At 43.1% G+C, this 17,187-nt stretch carries 14 protein-coding genes and 2 tRNA genes; 11 read left to right on the top strand and 5 right to left on the bottom strand.

What is annotated here, in order from left to right; translation table 11 throughout:
• The first annotated feature begins 192 nt into the window (after positions 1-192).
• A complete protein-coding gene (locus tag AAC033_RS14810) occupies positions 193-996 on the top strand; it encodes an SDR family oxidoreductase (protein WP_339739483.1) in 804 nt (267 codons plus the stop codon).
• A gap of 9 nt (positions 997-1,005) precedes the next feature.
• Complete coding sequence (locus AAC033_RS14805; RefSeq protein WP_339739481.1) at positions 1,006-1,416, top strand: thioesterase family protein; 411 nt, start codon at positions 1,006-1,008, stop codon at positions 1,414-1,416.
• Here AAC033_RS14805 and AAC033_RS14800 read toward each other — a convergent pair.
• Entirely contained in the window at positions 1,406-2,044 is a 639-nt protein-coding gene (locus AAC033_RS14800) for a LysE family transporter (RefSeq protein ID WP_339739479.1), read from the bottom strand. The genes AAC033_RS14805 and AAC033_RS14800 overlap by 11 nt on opposite strands.
• A 110-nt stretch (positions 2,045-2,154) precedes the next feature.
• Here AAC033_RS14800 and AAC033_RS14795 point away from each other — a divergent pair, with 110 nt between their 5' ends.
• Genes AAC033_RS14795 through AAC033_RS14785 form a run of 3 tightly spaced genes read left to right on the top strand, consistent with a single transcriptional unit; the run spans position 2,155 to position 5,376 of the window.
• A complete protein-coding gene (locus tag AAC033_RS14795; RefSeq protein WP_339739476.1) occupies positions 2,155-3,066 on the top strand; it encodes an alpha/beta hydrolase in 912 nt (303 codons plus the stop codon).
• The gene (locus AAC033_RS14790) at positions 3,066-3,596 is read left to right on the top strand and encodes an NUDIX domain-containing protein (RefSeq protein WP_339739474.1); all 531 of its coding nucleotides are present in this window, start codon (positions 3,066-3,068) and stop codon (positions 3,594-3,596) included. Before AAC033_RS14795 ends, AAC033_RS14790 begins: the two co-directional genes overlap by 1 nt.
• Positions 3,583-5,376: an aminopeptidase P family protein gene (locus AAC033_RS14785; RefSeq protein WP_339739472.1), complete on the top strand. Its 1,794-nt coding sequence runs from the start codon at positions 3,583-3,585 to the stop codon at positions 5,374-5,376. Before AAC033_RS14790 ends, AAC033_RS14785 begins: the two co-directional genes overlap by 14 nt.
• A 60-nt stretch (positions 5,377-5,436) precedes the next feature.
• On the opposite strand, the gene rho is transcribed toward AAC033_RS14785, so the two are convergent.
• Positions 5,437-7,161, bottom strand: coding sequence for a transcription termination factor Rho (gene rho, locus AAC033_RS14780; RefSeq protein ID WP_339739470.1), 1,725 nt, complete (start codon positions 7,159-7,161; stop codon positions 5,437-5,439).
• 367 nt (positions 7,162-7,528) lie between these two features.
• Between rho and AAC033_RS14775 the strand changes: the two genes are divergently transcribed.
• A complete protein-coding gene (locus AAC033_RS14775; protein ID WP_339739468.1) occupies positions 7,529-8,395 on the top strand; it encodes a sigma-70 family RNA polymerase sigma factor in 867 nt (288 codons plus the stop codon).
• A 73-nt stretch (positions 8,396-8,468) separates the two neighbouring features.
• Positions 8,469-9,122: a ribulose-phosphate 3-epimerase gene (gene rpe, locus AAC033_RS14770; protein WP_339739466.1), complete on the top strand. Its 654-nt coding sequence runs from the start codon at positions 8,469-8,471 to the stop codon at positions 9,120-9,122.
• Between the two features lie 251 nt (positions 9,123-9,373).
• Here the strand turns inward: rpe and feoB are convergent, their stop codons facing one another.
• Entirely contained in the window at positions 9,374-11,830 is a 2,457-nt protein-coding gene (feoB, locus tag AAC033_RS14765; RefSeq protein ID WP_339739464.1) for a ferrous iron transport protein B, read from the bottom strand.
• A gap of 144 nt (positions 11,831-11,974) precedes the next feature.
• On the opposite strand from feoB, the gene AAC033_RS14760 reads away from it, so the two are divergent.
• From AAC033_RS14760 to AAC033_RS14750, 3 genes are all read left to right on the top strand, one after another.
• Positions 11,975-12,712: a hypothetical protein gene (locus tag AAC033_RS14760; RefSeq protein WP_339739462.1), complete on the top strand. Its 738-nt coding sequence runs from the start codon at positions 11,975-11,977 to the stop codon at positions 12,710-12,712.
• On the top strand, positions 12,699-12,998 hold the full coding sequence (locus tag AAC033_RS14755; RefSeq protein WP_339739460.1) for a thiamine-binding protein: 300 nt from the start codon (positions 12,699-12,701) through the stop codon (positions 12,996-12,998). Before AAC033_RS14760 ends, AAC033_RS14755 begins: the two co-directional genes overlap by 14 nt.
• A 63-nt stretch (positions 12,999-13,061) precedes the next feature.
• A tRNA-Arg gene (locus AAC033_RS14750) sits at positions 13,062-13,134 on the top strand.
• Positions 13,135-13,324: 190 nt separating this feature from the next.
• Here AAC033_RS14750 and AAC033_RS14745 read toward each other — a convergent pair.
• Positions 13,325-13,397, bottom strand: a tRNA-Trp gene (locus AAC033_RS14745).
• An 84-nt stretch (positions 13,398-13,481) separates the two neighbouring features.
• Complete coding sequence (locus AAC033_RS14740; RefSeq protein WP_339739458.1) at positions 13,482-16,319, bottom strand: regulator; 2,838 nt, start codon at positions 16,317-16,319, stop codon at positions 13,482-13,484.
• Positions 16,320-16,741: 422 nt separating this feature from the next.
• Here AAC033_RS14740 and AAC033_RS14735 point away from each other — a divergent pair.
• A partial coding sequence (locus AAC033_RS14735; RefSeq protein WP_339739456.1) for a carboxypeptidase-like regulatory domain-containing protein occupies positions 16,742-17,187 on the top strand: 446 nt, incomplete at its 3' end.

Below are 17,187 nucleotides of genomic sequence, written 5' to 3'. Positions count from 1 at the left end.
AGCTGAGCTACTGAGTCATCCTCGATGTTGCCTTTTTGTTTAAAGGCGGTGCAAAGGTAAAAACTATGATTTTAATTGCAAATTTTATTTTAGAAATATATTTCCGATTGGATATTTTTTTTCAAAGCAAAATAGCTTCTGCTATCCTGACAAAAAAAGGCTATTTTTGACGGAAACTGATTTTACGCGATTATGAAAGACAAAGTTGTGGTGATCACCGGGGCTTCTTCCGGAATTGGTAAAGCATTGGCTTATGAGTTTGCTTCGCGCGGGGCCTCGTTGGTTTTGGCTGCTCGCCGACTCGATCGCCTGCAGCAAATAAAGAATGATTTACCAAACGCCACGATGCTTACAATTCAAGCTGACGTTAGCCAGGAACAAGATTGTCAGAACCTCATTAACCAAGCTGTTTCACACTATGGCAGAATCGATGTTCTGATCAATAATGCAGGTATTTCTATGCGTGCGTTGTTTGCTGAACTGGATCTCAGTGTTATCAAAAAGCTGATGGACGTGAACTTTTGGGGGACGGTTTATTGCACAAAAAGCGCTTTACCTCACTTGCTTAAAACTAAAGGTAGTGTGGTGGGTGTTATCTCAATTGCAGGCTATGTAGGTCTTCCGGCACGAACCGGTTATTCTGCTTCAAAATACGCGATCCGAGGATTTTTGGATGCGCTCCGCGTTGAAAACCTAAAAACCGGATTACATGTTTTGGTTGCCGCTCCGGGGTTTACTGCATCCGAGGTTCGTGAGGCTGCCCTGACCCAGGATGGTTCATCACAAGGACAAACCCCGCGCGATGAGAGCAAAATGATGACTGCTGAGAAATGTGCCTGGCACATTGCCAATGCTGTTAAGAAGCGTAAACGCGAACTGATTCTGACTTTTGTTGAAGGTAAATTGTCCGTTTTTCTGGGTAAGTTTTGGCCGGGGCTATTGGATAAACTCACATACAACCACATGCGCAAAGAACCCAATTCGCCATTTATTTAAAGGAACCACATGCTGATTAGTGAAACACAAGTACGCGTTTACTACGAAGACACCGATAAGATGGGCGTTGTTTATTATGGTGTTTATCCCCGTTATTATGAGATTGGAAGAACGGAAATGATCAGGGAACTTGGATTGACCTACAAGGAGATTGAAGCGTCAAACATTTTGCTTCCCGCTCGTAGCTTAAATATCAACTATCTGAAGTCGGCTTACTACGATGACCTACTGACTATCCGAACCATTGTGGAAACAATTCCGAAAGTCAAATTTCCAATCAAAACAGAGATTTACAATCAACAAAATGAATTGATCAATACAGGTCAAGTGGTCTTGGTTTTCTTTGATGCCGTAGCAAACAAGCCTTGCCGGATTCCGGAAAAGTTTCGTAGAGCATTGGAGCTTCATTTTAAATCTTAAGTTGATTGAACAACGAGTATGTGTAGCTGATAATCACAAAGATCCAGATCAAAACTCCGGCTATTTTATTGAACCACCAGAGCAATCTCAGATTAAAACGGTGTTTAAATAAGCTAACCAGGCCGGTCAGCAACAACCACCAACTGCAGGCTCCTGAAAATACTCCAAAAACGATGACAAACGATTGGTAGGGAGTATCCAGGTTGAGAACAATCCCGGTGCTGGCAAACACAGCCAGAAAAACAAAAATAACCAGTGGGTTAGGAAAGGTAATTAGGAACGTAGACACAAAATCCTGGAAATAGGACGAGCCTTTTCTACGTAGGCGGCGAATATCCTTTACCGGATTCTTAAGAAAAATATGGACTCCCAATAGCATGATGATCAGCGCGCCAAGGGTTTGGAAGGTCAGCTGGTATTGTCGGATGAAGTTAATTATCCAGGTTAAGCTAAAGCCGGCAATGATAGCATAGATCGCATCCGAAGTGGCTGCTCCCATGCCCGATAAAAATCCAGCAGTGCGGTCTTTGTTCACCGTACGCTGAATAATCAGTACACCGATTGGCCCAAGCGGAATGGAAACGGCAACTCCAATAATTAATCCTGTCAGAAACAAATTGAAAAACATGGTGCAAAAGTAGTTAATTGACGAAAAATAGACAGAACAGGACGGCAGCTAAAATTCATTTTTTAGCATTTATTTGTACTTTTACCTGAATACACCAAAATACAAATCAAATGAACAGAAACACGCTTCTATTTTTATTCGTTGTACTACCGGCAACACTTTTGGCGCAAGATTTTCAACTAAAATTATGGCCCGATGGCCCGCCCAACAAGAATACCCCTCCGGGTGAAGAAGAATATTATAAAGAGCGTGGAACTTATCGCTACAGCAATATCTCCGAAGCCGAACTTTATATTTATCAACCTGCAAAAGAAAAAAACACAGGCGCCGCGGTAATTGTCTGCCCGGGCGGTGGGTATTGGATTGAAGCAATCGACCATGAAGGTTTCCGGATTGCGGAATACCTCAAGCAGCATGGAATTACCGGCATCGTATTAAAATACCGCTTGCCCTATGGCAATTCCGAAATACCTTTAACCGACGCGTTGCAAGCCATCAGGCTTACTCGTCACAAAGCGCAGGAGTGGGGTATTGACCCTCAGAAAATTGGTATCGCAGGTTCATCTGCCGGAGGACATTTGGCTTCCACGGCTGGAACTCAATTCGACCAGGCTGAACCCAAAACCACCGCTCCCTATCAGCAAATTAGTGCCCGCCCCGATTTTATGCTGTTACTTTATCCGGTGATTAGTTTCAAAGAGGGCGTTGGGCACATGGGTTCGCGGAAAAACCTGATTGGCGAAACCAACGACTGGAACATTGCCCGGCAGTTTTCAAACGAATTGTGGGTAGCCGCGAACACTCCACCCACTTTCTTTGTTTTGGCCGATGATGACAAAGGTGTTATTCCTGAAAATTCAATCTCGTTTTACAGGGAACTTAAAAAGCATGATATTCCTGCAGAGTTGCACATTTTCGCTAAAGGAGGTCATGGCTTTGGAATGACAGACCGGGATATTCCGGTAGCTAAGTGGCCGGAATTATTTGTCGACTGGCTAAAATCAATGGCAATAATTGACTAATGACTGAAGCAAAACATCCCAATCAAGTTTTTAAATACTGCCCAAGCTGCGGCTCAACCCAATTGAGGCAAAGCGGCAACCGATCGAAAAAGTGTCTGCATTGCGGGTTTCATTACTTTTTCAATACATCGGCAGCAGTGGCCGCCATTATTTTTAATGAAGAGGGAAAAGTGATGCTAACCCGCAGAGCGATTGAGCCACACAAAGGCATGCTCGATTTTCCAGGCGGTTTTGTTGATCCGATGGAAACGGCCGAAGATTCGCTGGCCCGCGAGTTGAAAGAAGAACTGGGCACTGGGGTTAAAACGATGGACTATTTTTGTTCTTTCCCAAATATTTATCCTTTTTCGGGCATCCAGATTCATACGCTCGATCTGGTGTTTACGGTTGAGCTGGAATCGATGACCAATCTGAAACCGATGGATGATATTTCGGCAATCGAATTCTATCATCCTGCCGAAGTGAATCTGGATGAGTTGCCCGCACAATCAATGAAAAATATTCTAAAGAAATTAAATGAACACAGTTGAAATAATTAAAACACGCCTGGCAAACTTGAGGCTGCAAATGGAAAAGGCCAATGTTCAGGCATATTGCTTCTCAGGAACAGATCCTCATCAAAGTGAATATCTGCCAGGGCATTGGCAATCTCGCAGTTTTATCAGCGGTTTTACCGGGTCGGCCGGCCTGGTAATAGTTACGAGAGATAATACGGCTTTATGGACCGACTCGCGCTATTTTCTGCAAGCTGCCACCGAACTCGATGGGACCGGCATTGAGATGATGAAGCAGCGGGTCGCCGGCACTCCCGAGCCAGCCGAATGGTTATCCGAGACGCTTAGTCAAGCGGATACCGTAGGAACAGATTTTTCCTGCATGTCCATCAACCAGTACAAGCAGTTCAGCAGTGATCTGGCGGCCAAAGGATTGTCCTTGAAAGATACCGGAGATTTACTGGCAGCCTTTTGGGAAGATCGTCCCACCATGCCGACGAATAAGATTTCTGAGCACGAATTACAATTTGCAGGTACCAAACGAACCGATAAATTCAAGGGAGTGCTTCAGTTTGTAAAAGCAAACGGTGCCAATGCGACTGTTATTACCGCCCTGGATGATTTGGCTTGGACGTTCAACCTGAGAGGAACCGACGTTGATTTTAATCCGGTGTTTATTGGCTTTGCTTTCCTTTCCGAAGACCAGAAGATTCTTTTTGTCGATTCCATAAAAATTGATTCCAACTTGGCTGATCAGTTACAAGAAGAAGGCATTCAGCTAAGAGAGTATGTGGGATTCTACGATTTTCTTTTGAATCTGAAAGATGACCGCGTGGTGATGCTTGATCCGGCGCGGACCAACCAAGCTGTGCGAGATGCTATTCCGGACGCAGTAAGAATCATCGAGCAAACGTCTGCTCCAACTTTGTTGAAAGCCCAGAAATCTACTTTCGAGATTATTCATATTCGGGAGACGATGAAAAAAGACGGGGCGGCTATGGTCAACTTTTTGTATTGGTTGGGTAAAACAGTGGGGAAATCGCCAATGACCGAATACGATGTGGTGGAAAAACTGGAATATTTTCGCTCACAACAAGAAGGTTTTCGGGGAAACAGTTTTTACCCGATTGTTGGCTTGAATGGCAACGGAGCCATTGTGCATCGCTCGGTGACCAAGGAAACTGCTGCCAGCATTTGTGATGAGGGGATTTTGCTTTTCGATTCCGGGGGCCAGTACTTGGGCGGCACAACCGACATTACACGCACGATTGCCCTTTCAAAACCGACAAAAATGCAAAAACGGGATTTCACCTTGGTGCTGAAAGGCATGATTGGCTTAAGCATGGCGCAATTTCCGGCAGGAACAGTTGGCAGCAACCTGGATTGTTATGCTCGTATGCATCTGTGGAAAAATGGCATGAACTATGGTCATGGTACGGGGCATGGCATCGGCTATTTTCTGAATGTGCACGAAGGACCGATGAGCATTCGTCAGGAGTACAACGAACAAACCATCAAGCCGGGCATGGTCTTATCGAACGAGCCGGGTCTTTACCGCGAAGGAGAATATGGAATTCGAATTGAAAATGTCATTGTTTGTACAGAGAACGAGGAGACACCGTTTGGCCGCTTTTTAGCTTTTGAAACGCTGACCCTGTGCCCGATCGACTTGACCCTGGTCGATAAAAAATTATTGACAGCAGAAGAAATGGATTGGATTAATCAATACCACAAAAAAGTGCTGAAGAAATTGTCACCACTTCTGGAGAATGAACAGCTTGATTTTCTGAAGAAACTAACCAGAGAAATTAACTAAAAAAAAGAAGCCGTTTGCATGTTGCAAGCGGCTTCACTATTTTAATTCCTTTTCTGAGTTTTATTCACTATTCATCGAGATAAGGAACTCTTCAACTGAATCGGTACGCATCAGTCTGGTTTTGATGAAATCCATGGCTTCCAATGAATTCATATCGGCCAGGTAATTTCGCAAGATCCAGATCCGGTCCATCATGGCTTTCGAAAGCAGCAAGTCTTCGCGACGTGTGCTGGACGAAACAATATCCACTGCAGGGAAAATCCGTTTGTTCGACAGTCTGCGGTCGAGCTGCAATTCCATGTTGCCGGTACCTTTAAATTCTTCAAAGATTACATCATCCATTTTCGAGCCGGTTTCAGTTAGAGCCGTTGAAAGGATGGTCAGTGAGCCGCCTTCTTCGATGTTACGGGCAGCGCCAAAAAAGCGTTTTGGTTTGTGCAGGGCGTTGGCATCAACACCACCTGAAAGCACTTTCCCGGAGGCTGGAGCAACCGTATTGTAGGCACGGGCCAGGCGGGTAATTGAGTCCAATAAAATCACCACATCGTGGCCACACTCAACCATTCGTTTGGCCTTTTCAAGCACCATGCCGGCAACGCGCACATGGCGGTCAGCTGGTTCATCAAAAGTAGATGAAATCACTTCGGCATTTACGCTGCGTGCCATGTCGGTAACTTCCTCCGGGCGTTCATCGATCAACAGAACAATCATGTAAACTTCCGGATGATTGGCTGCAATGGCATTTGCTATTTCCTTTAGCAACATGGTTTTACCAGTCTTTGGCTGAGCTACAATCAAACCTCGCTGTCCCTTACCAATCGGGGCAAACAAATCAACCACACGAGTCGAAATATTATCATGCCCGTTTCCGGTCAGGTTAAATTTTTCATTCGGAAAGAGCGGAGTCAAATGATCAAAAGGGACACGATCCCGAATGTAATCAGGAGTTCTTCCATTAATTTCAAGAACTTTAATTAGCGGGAAGTATTTTTCGCCTTCTTTGGGTGGACGAATCGTCCCGGTAACCGTATCTCCGGTTTTCAGACCGAACAACTTAATTTGTGATTGAGAAACATAAACGTCATCAGGCGAGTTCAGGTAGTTGTAGTCCGACGAACGCATAAAACCATACCCATCGGGCATAATTTCCAAAACGCCTGAGTTGGTAATAATTCCTTCAAATTCGTACGATTTGTCAGACCCACCATTGCCGTGCTTGCCTTTGTTTTCCCATTTAGGGTGTTTCGGTTTGCGGTCCGGCTGCTCTTTCTTTTGCTCTTTTGACGTGTGTTGTTTGGCGGCTGCATGTTCTTGCGGGCCCTTTTCTGCCTTTTTAAGTGTTACAGTTGGTTTTTGAGCCGGCTGTTGTTGTTCTTGAGGCTCATCTGCCTTTTTGTCTTGAGCTTCACCCGGCTTATTGTCGGCGGGTTTTTGAGGAGTTTCGCCCAATTTCTTTGACTTGTCAAAAAACGAAGACGCTTTAATAACGGTTGTCCGTTTACGTTTTTTGTTCTTTTGTCCATCTTGACTGTCTCCCTCATCACCAGATGGTTTGTTTTTATTGTCCGCTTTGGGCTCTGTTCTGGTGTCGGGTTTGTTTTTCGGCCCCCTGTCTTTCTTTGAAAAATCAGATTTTTTTTCAGAGGCGATAATTGCCTGAGTATCTAAAATTTTGTAAATCAGGTCTTGTTTTTTGAAAGATTCCACCTTCTTAACGTTAAGCTCCTTAGCGATATCCCTCAGTTCGGGAACCAACTTTTTGCTTAATTCAATAATGTCATACATATTTTTTGAAAATTAATTACATCTATTAATGCTCGGAGGAGAATAGTAAAATGTCTTTTTGGAAAATTATCTGGATAAAGTAAAAAATCGAATTATTCTGCAATATTAACGAATATGAAGCTATTCCCCAAAAAAGATTCTAATTTCTCTGGATTTTAATTTGCGTAAGAGCAAATTCTTAAACAAAAATACCGGTTTTTTGGTTCATCCATATGAGGGATTAGGCAGTTTTCGGGCAAAATAGCACAGTTCATGAAAAAAAAATGAATTTCTGCTGATTATAGGCTTTTATTATTTATTTTCACTCGACAAGAATGATGCCTGTTTTGCATTCTTTTTTAACCTATTTATTTGATATTTCAGCCGTATGAGACAGTTAAAGATTACCAAACAAGTAACCAACAGGGAAACCCTGTCGCTGGATAAGTACTTGCACGAGATAGGAAAAGTTGACTTATTAACCGCTGAAAAGGAAGTCGAGTTGGCTAAACGGATAAAAAAGGGAGACCGTGCAGCTTTGGAAGAATTAATTAAAGCAAATCTTCGTTTTGTGGTTTCAGTATCGAAACAATACCAAAACCAAGGGTTAAGCCTCCCCGACTTAATTAATGAAGGAAATTTAGGACTAATAAAAGCTGCCGAACGTTTTGACGAAACCCGCGGATTTAAGTTTATTTCGTATGCAGTGTGGTGGATTCGTCAATCGATTTTACAAGCTTTGGCCGAGCAAGCTCGGATCGTGCGGCTGCCTCTTAATAAAATCGGGTCAATCAATAAAATCAACCGAACTTTCTCGAAGTTGGAGCAGGAGTTTCAACGGGAGCCTACTGCTGCTGAGGTCGCAAAAATTTTGGAAACTACAGCTGAAGTAGTTGAAGACTCCATGAAAGTGTCCAGCCATCACGTATCAATGGATGCGCCGATGCGTGACGAAGATGACAACAACTTATACGATGTCATGCTGAATGACGAATCGCCGAGCCCGGATGACGAGCTGATGAACAATTCACTAAAAAAGGAAATTGAGAGAACACTGATGACCTTAGGAGAGCGAGAAGCTGAAATCCTGAAACACTACTTTGGTTTGAGTGGTTATCGGCAACACACCTTGGAAGAAATTGGTTCACTTTTCAACCTGACTCGGGAACGGGTACGGCAAATCAAGGAGAAATCAATCAAACGTTTGAAAAATAATTACCGTAACCGTTTATTGAAGTCCTATTTGGGGCAGTAAATGCGAGTTTTCTGTCGATTCTGATTTCTATTCAACCCGATAAAAATTACCTTTGTGCTAAAATTCTTAGCCCATGACCACACGATTTGTAGCTCCGTCTATTTTATCAGCCGATTTTTCAAAATTAGGTGAAGATATTGAGATGATTAATCAAAGTGAAGCCGATTACATTCATTGCGATGTGATGGACGGAGTGTTTGTGCCCAATATTTCCTTTGGGATTCCGGTGATTGAAAAAGTGGCTGAAATGGCTACGAAACCGCTGGATGTGCATTTGATGATTTCCAATCCTGATCAATTCATCGTGCCTTTCCGGAAAGCCGGGGCTTCAATTCTGACAGTGCATTACGAAACTTGCCCGCATTTGAACCGGACAGTGCAATCGATTAAAAATGAAGGAATGAAAGCCAGTGTTTGTTTGAATCCACATACGCCGGTTCATTTACTTGACGATATTATTGTTGATCTGGACATGGTTTTGGTTATGTCGGTTAATCCAGGGTTTGGCGGGCAGAGTTTCATTAAAAATTCCTACAAGAAAATACGTTTGCTGAAAGAGATGATCGCCTCTAAAAATCCAAAATGTTTGATTGAAGTTGACGGCGGTGTGAATTTTGAGACCGGCGCTAATCTTTACGATGCGGGTGCTGATGTTTTGGTTTCGGGAAGCTTCATTTTTAAATCGGATGATCCCATAGCAACCATCCGGAAATTTAAGAACCTGTAGTTAATTTTGTTGATCCGTTTGTTCAGACAGACACTCTGTGTTGGTATTTGTGCCTTTCAAAGGGCACCCGCTGTTGCAGCTGTCGCATTTCTCCAGCTTCCGTTGGTTTGGTTTTGGCTTGTTCAATGAAGAGTGCAACCGGTAAAGTTTTCGAAAAACGACCACCAACGTAGTCAGTAAAATAAGGTATGTCAGAATTTCCTGTACCATCAGTTTTTATTAAAGAGTTTGATTCAGACGCAGGTTCACTGTCAAAAAAACAGGCGTGCCAGATGCAACGTGATAAATGATAAAACCCACGCCAGAGTGGTGGTGTAAATCATTGTAAAGAGCGCCCAGGATAACTTGCCCGATTCATTTTTAATGGTGGCAATCACGCCAATGCAAGGGAAATAGATTAAAATGAAAATTAAAAAGGCGAGGGCTACCGGCACCGAAATAATTAGCTGTCCCTGTTTGGGCCCCGACAAATAACGCTCTTGCTGAAGCTTTTTGGTCAGACTAATGTCTTCACGATCGTCAACCTGGTAGAGGACTCCCATAGTGCTCACCACAATTTCCTTCGCCGGAAGACCAGCCAAAAGAGCCACACTCATTTTCCAGTCGAAACCCAACGGACGCATGACGGGCTCAATTGACTGGCCAATTTGTCCCAAGTATGAATTTTGCAGCCGGATGGCCTCGTGTTCCATTTCAAGCTGATGCAGTTTTTCGGAACTATTGCTGGAGGTTTGATCTTCCCGCATTTGCTCAATTAAGGCAGACAGATGTTCTGTTTCCGCTGTTTCGCGGGGAAAGTAGCCTAAAGCCCAAATAATAATCACGCCAATTAAAATGACACCGGCAATTTTTTTCAAATACTGCCAGGTTTTATCCCACATGTGGATCAATACATTTCTAAATGTAGGAATTCGATAGGGTGGGAGCTCCAGTACAAAAGGCGTCTCTTTGCTTTTGAAGATGGTCTTGTTGAAGATTTGGGCAACCATAAACGCAGTGAAGATTCCCGTGAAATAAATTCCCACCAAAACCAAGCCTGGGTTATTGGGAAAGAAAGCTGATATAAACAACACATAAACCGGCAAACGCGCGCTGCACGACATGAACGGAATGATGAGCATGGTGAGCAAACGGTCGTTTGGACTTCGGAGAGTTCGGGTGGCCATAATAGCCGGGACATTGCATCCAAAACCCATGACCATGGGGATGAACGAACGCCCGTGTAATCCGAACGAATGCATGATTTTATCCATGATGAAAGCAGCCCGCGCCATGTAGCCTGAGTCTTCCATGATGGAGATGAAAAAGAACAGAATCAAAATATTGGGTAGAAAAACCAGCACGCTTCCGGTTCCATCGATAATTCCATTGGTTAGTAAGTCGCGCAGCATACCGGGAGAAAGGGTCGAGGAGACAAATCCGCTGAGACCTCCCACCAAGCTTTCAATCCAGGCCATGGGATAACTGCCGAGGGTGAACGTACTGTAAAAGGCGATAAAAATGAGGACAACAAAAATCGGCATGCCCAGTAACGGATGGGTCAGAAAATAATCAATTTTCTCTGACCGTGACTTTTCGCTATTGATTTTTTGCTTGAGATTTTCTTTCAGGGCCCCGGCGATAAAGCCATACTTCGCATCGGTAATCACCGTTTCAGTATCAGCATTATAAAGGGTTTCAATTCGCCGGGTTTCTTCTTTTGCAATCGCTTTTATTTCGTCAAAGTTAGAATACCTCGACAGATTGAACAGCGTTTCATTGTCTTTTTCCAGCAATTTCAGAGCTAAAAAGCGGGATGAGATTTTATCTGTGATGGGTTTATTTTCTTTGATTTTGGTCCGGATTCGCTGAATCGCTTTTTCGATCTCCTGCCCGTAGTTAATGTGGATGTGCCGGACAATAGGATCTCGGTCTTCATAAACTTCGATGGCCTTGCCGAGTAGATCATTAATTCCCTTTCCTTTGGAACTTATTGTTGGAATAATTGGAATCCCCATCATTTTTCCCATCTTCTCATAACTGAAGTCGCTTTCGTTTTTCAGCAACTCATCATACATATTCAAGGCGCAAACCACCTTGATATCCATGTCAATCAGTTGGGTGGTCAGAAACAGGTTTCGTTCCAGGTTCGACGAATCGATGACATTGATAACAATATCGGGTGTTTCGCGCCAAATGTATTTTCTGACGTAAATTTCTTCTGGCGAATAGGCCGTTAGCGAATAGGTGCCGGGCAAATCAACTAAGTTGAACTGGTAACCATTTTTTTTGAAGGAAGCTTTTTTTGCGTTGATAGTTACACCGCTGTAGTTTCCAACATGCTCTTTCGACCCGGATAAATAATTGAATAACGTTGTTTTTCCACAGTTGGGATTTCCAACCAGCGCAATGTTGATAATTTTCCCCTTTTCAGTGGCCGATCTTTTCAGAATCTCCTGATCAATAACACCTTCGTAGTTTTTGCTAACCAGCTCTTCTGCTTCATGAAAAGAGACCACTTCAATTAGACTGGCTTCCGACCTGCGCAACGTAATGTTGTAATCCAGGATTTTGAATTCAATAGGACCTTTAAAGGGAGCATTTTTAATCACCTTTACTTCTTTTCCGGTGACAAATCCCATTTCCATAATTCTTTTTCTGAAAGAACCATGCCCAAGAACCTTGGTTATGATGACCGTTTCATTATTTTTTACCTCAGAAAGCCTCACCCACTGTCTCCTCTATGCTAATTTGAATTAAATTAAAATAACGGTGCAAAGATATTTAAGTTTTTAAAAAAGAATTGAAAAATCAGGGAAAAGCCGTGCCTGCTTTTTGGATTACCTTAACTTTGCAGACTAAGAACAGATCGTATGAAAGAAGAAGATCATTTAAAACACATACAAGACGCCATCAATGGATTGCCTGAAGATTTCAATATTCTTGAAGAGCAGATTGATATTGAGTTGCAAATCGCTTATTTTGAGATGGCCCGGGAAATGCGGGCAGAATCAATGGATAGATCGACAATTGCCGAAGTAAAAACCGCCTTGTATCATCCTGATATCGAACTAGAAGAAAAAAAACGCTTGTTGGTTCAGCTCGCGGCGATTGATGATGTGGAAGCTTTTCGAATTATTGAAGCTTTTCACAAACAGGCCGACGACGAGATCAAAAACTGGTCGGTGCTGGCATTGCAGGAAAGTCGTATGGTTATTCAAAGCTCTTTATTGGGCGAGCAGCAGGTGTTCATTTCTACTGGGCTTGGAGGTAAAGGTCAAAACATACGCTATTTTGTAGCCATGATGCATGCCGAAGCCAAAACCCCATTTAATGAAACTCAACGGAAGCTTGTTGAAAGTGAGTTTCGTTTTTTTCTGTCTGAAAGCGAGGGCGAATTGGAGGAAATAACCTTCGATGATCATTTTGTTACAGCAGTATTTTTGTTTCCACTCAAACAAAACTTGCACGCCACTTTTAAGTCGTTTATCGATGAGTGCAACCAATATGGAAATTTTTTAAGCGAAGATGTAATCATCACCAACGTGAAGAAGCTGGACGTTGACGAAATAAAAGAATTCATAAAAAAGGCAAAAAATGGAAGAAAATAAGATTAACCTGGCTTTGCAGGTGCTGCCGCAGGCCGACGGTAAAAATAGTTACGACCTTGTTGATGTCGCTATTAAGCTGATTGAGGAGTCGGGTTTAACCTACCAGGTATGCCCGTTTGAAACCGTTATTGAAGGGAAATTTGATGAATTAATGGCTTTAGTCAGGAGCATTCATCAGGAGTTGGAAAGAAATGGAACCGAAAAATTAATGACCTACATGAAGCTACAAACTGTATTTCAGCAAGATGTAACCATACAGGATAAAATGCACAAATATAATCGCTAAAAAAAGCTGGAATTATTTGATCGTTACATTCAAAAAATAGTATATTTGCAGCGCTTTTGCAATGGACCTGTAGCTTAATGGATAGAGCACCTGACTACGGATCAGGAGGTTGTGAGTTCGAGTCTCGCCAGGTTCACAAAAGAAATCAGAGAGTTACGACAAATGAGTTGTAACTCTCTTTTTTTATTTGCACACAATTTGCTCTCCACCGGAAATTTAAACTGATCCTTAAACTGATCCAATGTGAGCCGGTTTTTCAATGTGAGCCATGATTGAGCGGGTAAATCGAATAAAAAAAAGAGCTGCTCCGAAGAACAGCTCTTTTGCACGGGAGGAGCGACTCGAACGCCCGACACCTGGTTTTGGAGACCAGTGCTCTACCAACTGAGCTACACCCGTGTTTGAATGCGAGTGCAAATATAGTAATTCCTGAAAAACTACCTACAAAAATAAAATCGTTTCAAAAAAAAAGTTTGACTGGGTTTAGAGCTCCAGAATCAGATCAATCAGTTTTTCATCGTGGTCAAGGCTCATTTTCTTTCGTAGGCGGTAGCGGTGATTTTCAACGCCGCGTACCGATATGCCCAAGAGTGGCGCAATTTCCTTGGATGCCAGATTCATACGCAGGAAGGCGCACAGGCGAAGGTCTTTGGCTGTTAATTCGGGATACATTTCCTTGATCTTGTTCAGAAACTGTTCGTGGGCCCGCTCAAAATTGGTTTCAAAGACTTGCCAATCATCCTGGCTGGTAATGTTTTCTTCAATCTTGCGGGTGAGGTGATAATAGTATTTGTCGGGGTAGCGCGATCCTAATTGCTCTTTTTGCCGTGCTGCAATTTCCTTAATTTCAAGCAGCAGTTCATTCTTTTTGATGATTGACATGGTGGAGTTAGCCAGTTCTTTGCTCTTGTGTTGTATTTCGTTTCGCAATTTTTCATTTCGGAGCCGGATGAGTTCCTTTTCGCGTTTTTCGTGCTCCAGTCGCTCTTTTTTTCGGGTTTGTTGAATCCCCCAGGTTCGAAATCCAAACAGAACTCCAAGGAAGGCGAACAAATAGACTGTTCGTGCATAGTTCGACAGATACCAGGGCGACGCGACTTCAATGCGTAACGAATTAACCTGGCTTTCATTTCCCCACTGATCAACCGCTTTCACCAGCAATTCGTATTCGCCTGCCGGCAGCCTGTCGAAGCTGAACTGAGGGATTACTTTTGTTTCAGTCCAATCCTGATCCAGCCCTTTCATAAACGACTGAAAATAGATGGGACTGTGCGTAAACAACGGAAAGGAATAGTGGAGCTGTACGTTGTGGTATTTGTACTGAATGAATATTTCCTGTTTGTTGATAGGACCCAGGGTGGTTTGCTGTCGGTTGTTGGTCAGTTCTAGGGTGCGTAGTTTAGGCTGAAATCCACTGATTACTGAGCTGGTGTCGGCTGCCTCAGCATCAAGCTGGGCAATTCCGTTTTCGAGACAAACAATGGCTTTGGTAGCGGTGAGGGGCAGGATGTTTTCAAAATCATCGATCAGTTCATTTCCTGAGAATAGGGAGCGAGGGTAGGTTTTGATCGGGTCAATCGTATTGTTAAAAATCCGGAACAGCCCGATTTCAGAATCGGTAATCAGCCAGTAATGATGATCGGGGGCCGCAACAATTCGTTTGGCGGCAGCCATGTCTTTCAGCTGCTCGTTTAAAAAATGGTAAGGAATGATTGAATCATTTAAATCATCATAGGTGTAAAGCTTTTCTTCGGTAGTGAACACAATTCGGTTTTCGACCTTAAAAACATGCAGCGAATGATCTTTTTTGAATACCGAATTCAGTCCGTAGTAGCGTCTGTTGATCACGCTGTCGCGTTTGTCGTTTAACTGAAGTCGATAGATTCCGCGCCGCATGTGGCTGGCCCAGATATCGCCCAGGTGATCAATCTCTATGTAGCGGATCAGGTCCACAAAGCCTTTGATGGTTCCGTCCTGCGTGTAGAACCCATTTTGCTGCTTGAGCCGGATGATACTCGAGTAGGTTGAAGCCAACAAATATCCAGCTTTCATAGGATCCTGCCGGATCGAGAAGCCGCCCGACTGCTGAGAAATGAACTGTTGCTTTCCATTTTTTAACTGAATCACCCCATCGTTGTGCCCCGCAAAAAGATGATCGTCGTGAATGTGGATATCCCACACCTGATCTTGGGTTTCCGGTACAAGTTCGTATTCCGACGGGTCATTATATAGGCTACGGGTGAATAAGCCTTGGTTTGTTCCAAGGTACACATGGTCTTCAAAAACAGCCGCATCATACACGGCCCCAATATTGGGAATGGTTTCAATCATAAACCCCAGATTGGCGGCATTAGAGACAAAATCGACGCCGTTGTCAAGCGCTAGCCAGATGTTGTTGAATTGGTCGGTTGAAATCCCGAGGACCGTATTGTTTTGAAGTCCGTTGGAAGTATTGTAATTGTTTAGTAGGTGTCCATGCTCATCGAATACGAGTATTCCGTCCATAATGGTGCCAATAATGAAATGCCCCTGCCCATCTATATAGCCCCGGTTCACTTCGTTTTTTCTGAAATACTGATGCCAATCCCGGTTCCATTGTGTTATGGAACTTCCGTCCCAAATGAAGATTCCGTTTGAGTTGGTCCCAATCATCAGTTGATCATCTTGGTAAGGAAGAATAAAACGAATCATGATATTTTCGAAAAGAGGCGATTGGATATGAGGAACTGCTTGTCCGTCTTCAATTCTGAAAATTCCTTGGTTGCGCACGGCAAGTAAGATGTCGTTGCCCACCCGGTGCATAGTATTGGTAAAGCCGGGCAACTCAATCGGTGTAATTTGGTCATTGCGATACATCAACACACTGTTGAAGGAGTGGAAATAAACTGCATCGTTGAGCAAGGCAATATTCCAAAACTCTTCGTTGTCTGAAAAATATCGTTCGGCTAACTCATTTAACGAGTAGTAGCTCAGTTCTCCGGTTTTGTTTGCTTTCCAATATCCCAGTTCCCGGTAGCCGGCGGTGTAAATCAGCGAGTCGGAAGCAACCATCACTGATCGCAATATGGTTTCGTTTGGAAGATGATACAACTTCCAGTTAATGCCGTCGAACTCTAATAACCCCCTGTGATTGGCAAAATATATAAACCCGTTGGGACATCGATCAACCGACCAGTTTTGCTTGGCAGCCTGGTAGGTTTCTTTCTGAAAATTCCTAATCGTGTTTACTTGGGTATTGCCATAAGATGTGTTTTCCCTGAAAAGCATTGGACCCGCTACTACATTGCCGATGACTAACAAAAGTAACATGTAACTTTTCATTTTCTTCGGTTTATTGATCGATTCAACCACATCGCCTCTAGTTGGACATAGTTTGTTTTCCAGAGATCATGATCAAGTCAAAGCAAGAAATTTCTCCCGCGAATGTAATAATTTATTGTTTTTAATGATATCTGTGCACATAAACTAAACGATATATTAACGCTGGGTTCATTTTTTTTAACAAATTTTAGCAAAATATGTTGTACAATATACGAATAAAAAATGATAAAAAAGAAAAACATAAGTATTCAAAAGACCTGTTAATTAGGCTGCTATATCTGTGTGCTTTGTTTAGTGTGAGGTAATAATGAGTCTGAAAAGCTACTTCATCAGCCCATGTGAATTAGAAGTGTATGTGAATTTTTCTTAAACGCGAGGTCACACCGTAGCTTTGGGTCACAAACTGATCAAAAAAGTATACTATGAAAAAACTAATGTTTCTTTTTTACTTGATTTTTTCGGTTACTGTGGTTTTCTCGCAACAAACAGCGATAACAGGAACAGTAACTGAATCCGAAACCGGAGAACCGATTCCTGGGGCTAGTATCATTATCCAGGGTACCACTTCTGGAACAATCACAGATTTTGACGGGAACTATACCATTCAGGCAGCAGGCGATGATGTCCTGGTTTTTAGTTTTGTTGGCTTGGCCAGTCAGGAAGTTGCTGTCAATAATCGCACGACGATTAATGTACAGTTGGAGCAATCGACCGAGCTGGTTGACGAGGTGGTTGTAGTTGGTTATGGACAATTAAAAGTCAAAGACCTGACTTCATCGATTTCGACGGTCAATTCCGAAGAAATTGCGAAATCGCCTTCTGGACAGGCCATGCAGACTTTGCAGGGTAAGGTTGCCGGTATGCAAGT

Source organism: uncultured Sunxiuqinia sp. (assembly GCF_963974515.1).
Taxonomy (GTDB): Bacteria; Bacteroidota; Bacteroidia; order Bacteroidales; family Prolixibacteraceae; genus Sunxiuqinia.
This window is presented reverse-complemented; position numbering and strand designations above follow the sequence as displayed.

Bases quoted from the DNA above. Each gene is read 5' to 3' on its own strand.
- AAC033_RS14775 (WP_339739468.1), top strand. From the start codon at position 7,529: ATGAGACAGTTAAAGATTACCAAACAAGTAACCAACAGGGAAACCCTG.
- AAC033_RS14800 (WP_339739479.1), bottom strand. From the start codon at position 2,044: ATGTTTTTCAATTTGTTTCTGACAGGATTAATTATTGGAGTTGCCGTT.
- AAC033_RS14790 (WP_339739474.1), top strand. From the start codon at position 3,066: ATGACTGAAGCAAAACATCCCAATCAAGTTTTTAAATACTGCCCAAGC.
- AAC033_RS14760 (WP_339739462.1), top strand. From the start codon at position 11,975: ATGAAAGAAGAAGATCATTTAAAACACATACAAGACGCCATCAATGGA.
- AAC033_RS14810 (WP_339739483.1), top strand. From the start codon at position 193: ATGAAAGACAAAGTTGTGGTGATCACCGGGGCTTCTTCCGGAATTGGT.
- AAC033_RS14740 (WP_339739458.1), bottom strand. From the start codon at position 16,319: ATGAAAAGTTACATGTTACTTTTGTTAGTCATCGGCAATGTAGTAGCG.
- AAC033_RS14795 (WP_339739476.1), top strand. From the start codon at position 2,155: ATGAACAGAAACACGCTTCTATTTTTATTCGTTGTACTACCGGCAACA.
- rpe (WP_339739466.1), top strand. From the start codon at position 8,469: ATGACCACACGATTTGTAGCTCCGTCTATTTTATCAGCCGATTTTTCA.
- AAC033_RS14805 (WP_339739481.1), top strand. From the start codon at position 1,006: ATGCTGATTAGTGAAACACAAGTACGCGTTTACTACGAAGACACCGAT.
- AAC033_RS14785 (WP_339739472.1), top strand. From the start codon at position 3,583: ATGAACACAGTTGAAATAATTAAAACACGCCTGGCAAACTTGAGGCTG.
- AAC033_RS14755 (WP_339739460.1), top strand. From the start codon at position 12,699: ATGGAAGAAAATAAGATTAACCTGGCTTTGCAGGTGCTGCCGCAGGCC.
- rho (WP_339739470.1), bottom strand. From the start codon at position 7,161: ATGTATGACATTATTGAATTAAGCAAAAAGTTGGTTCCCGAACTGAGG.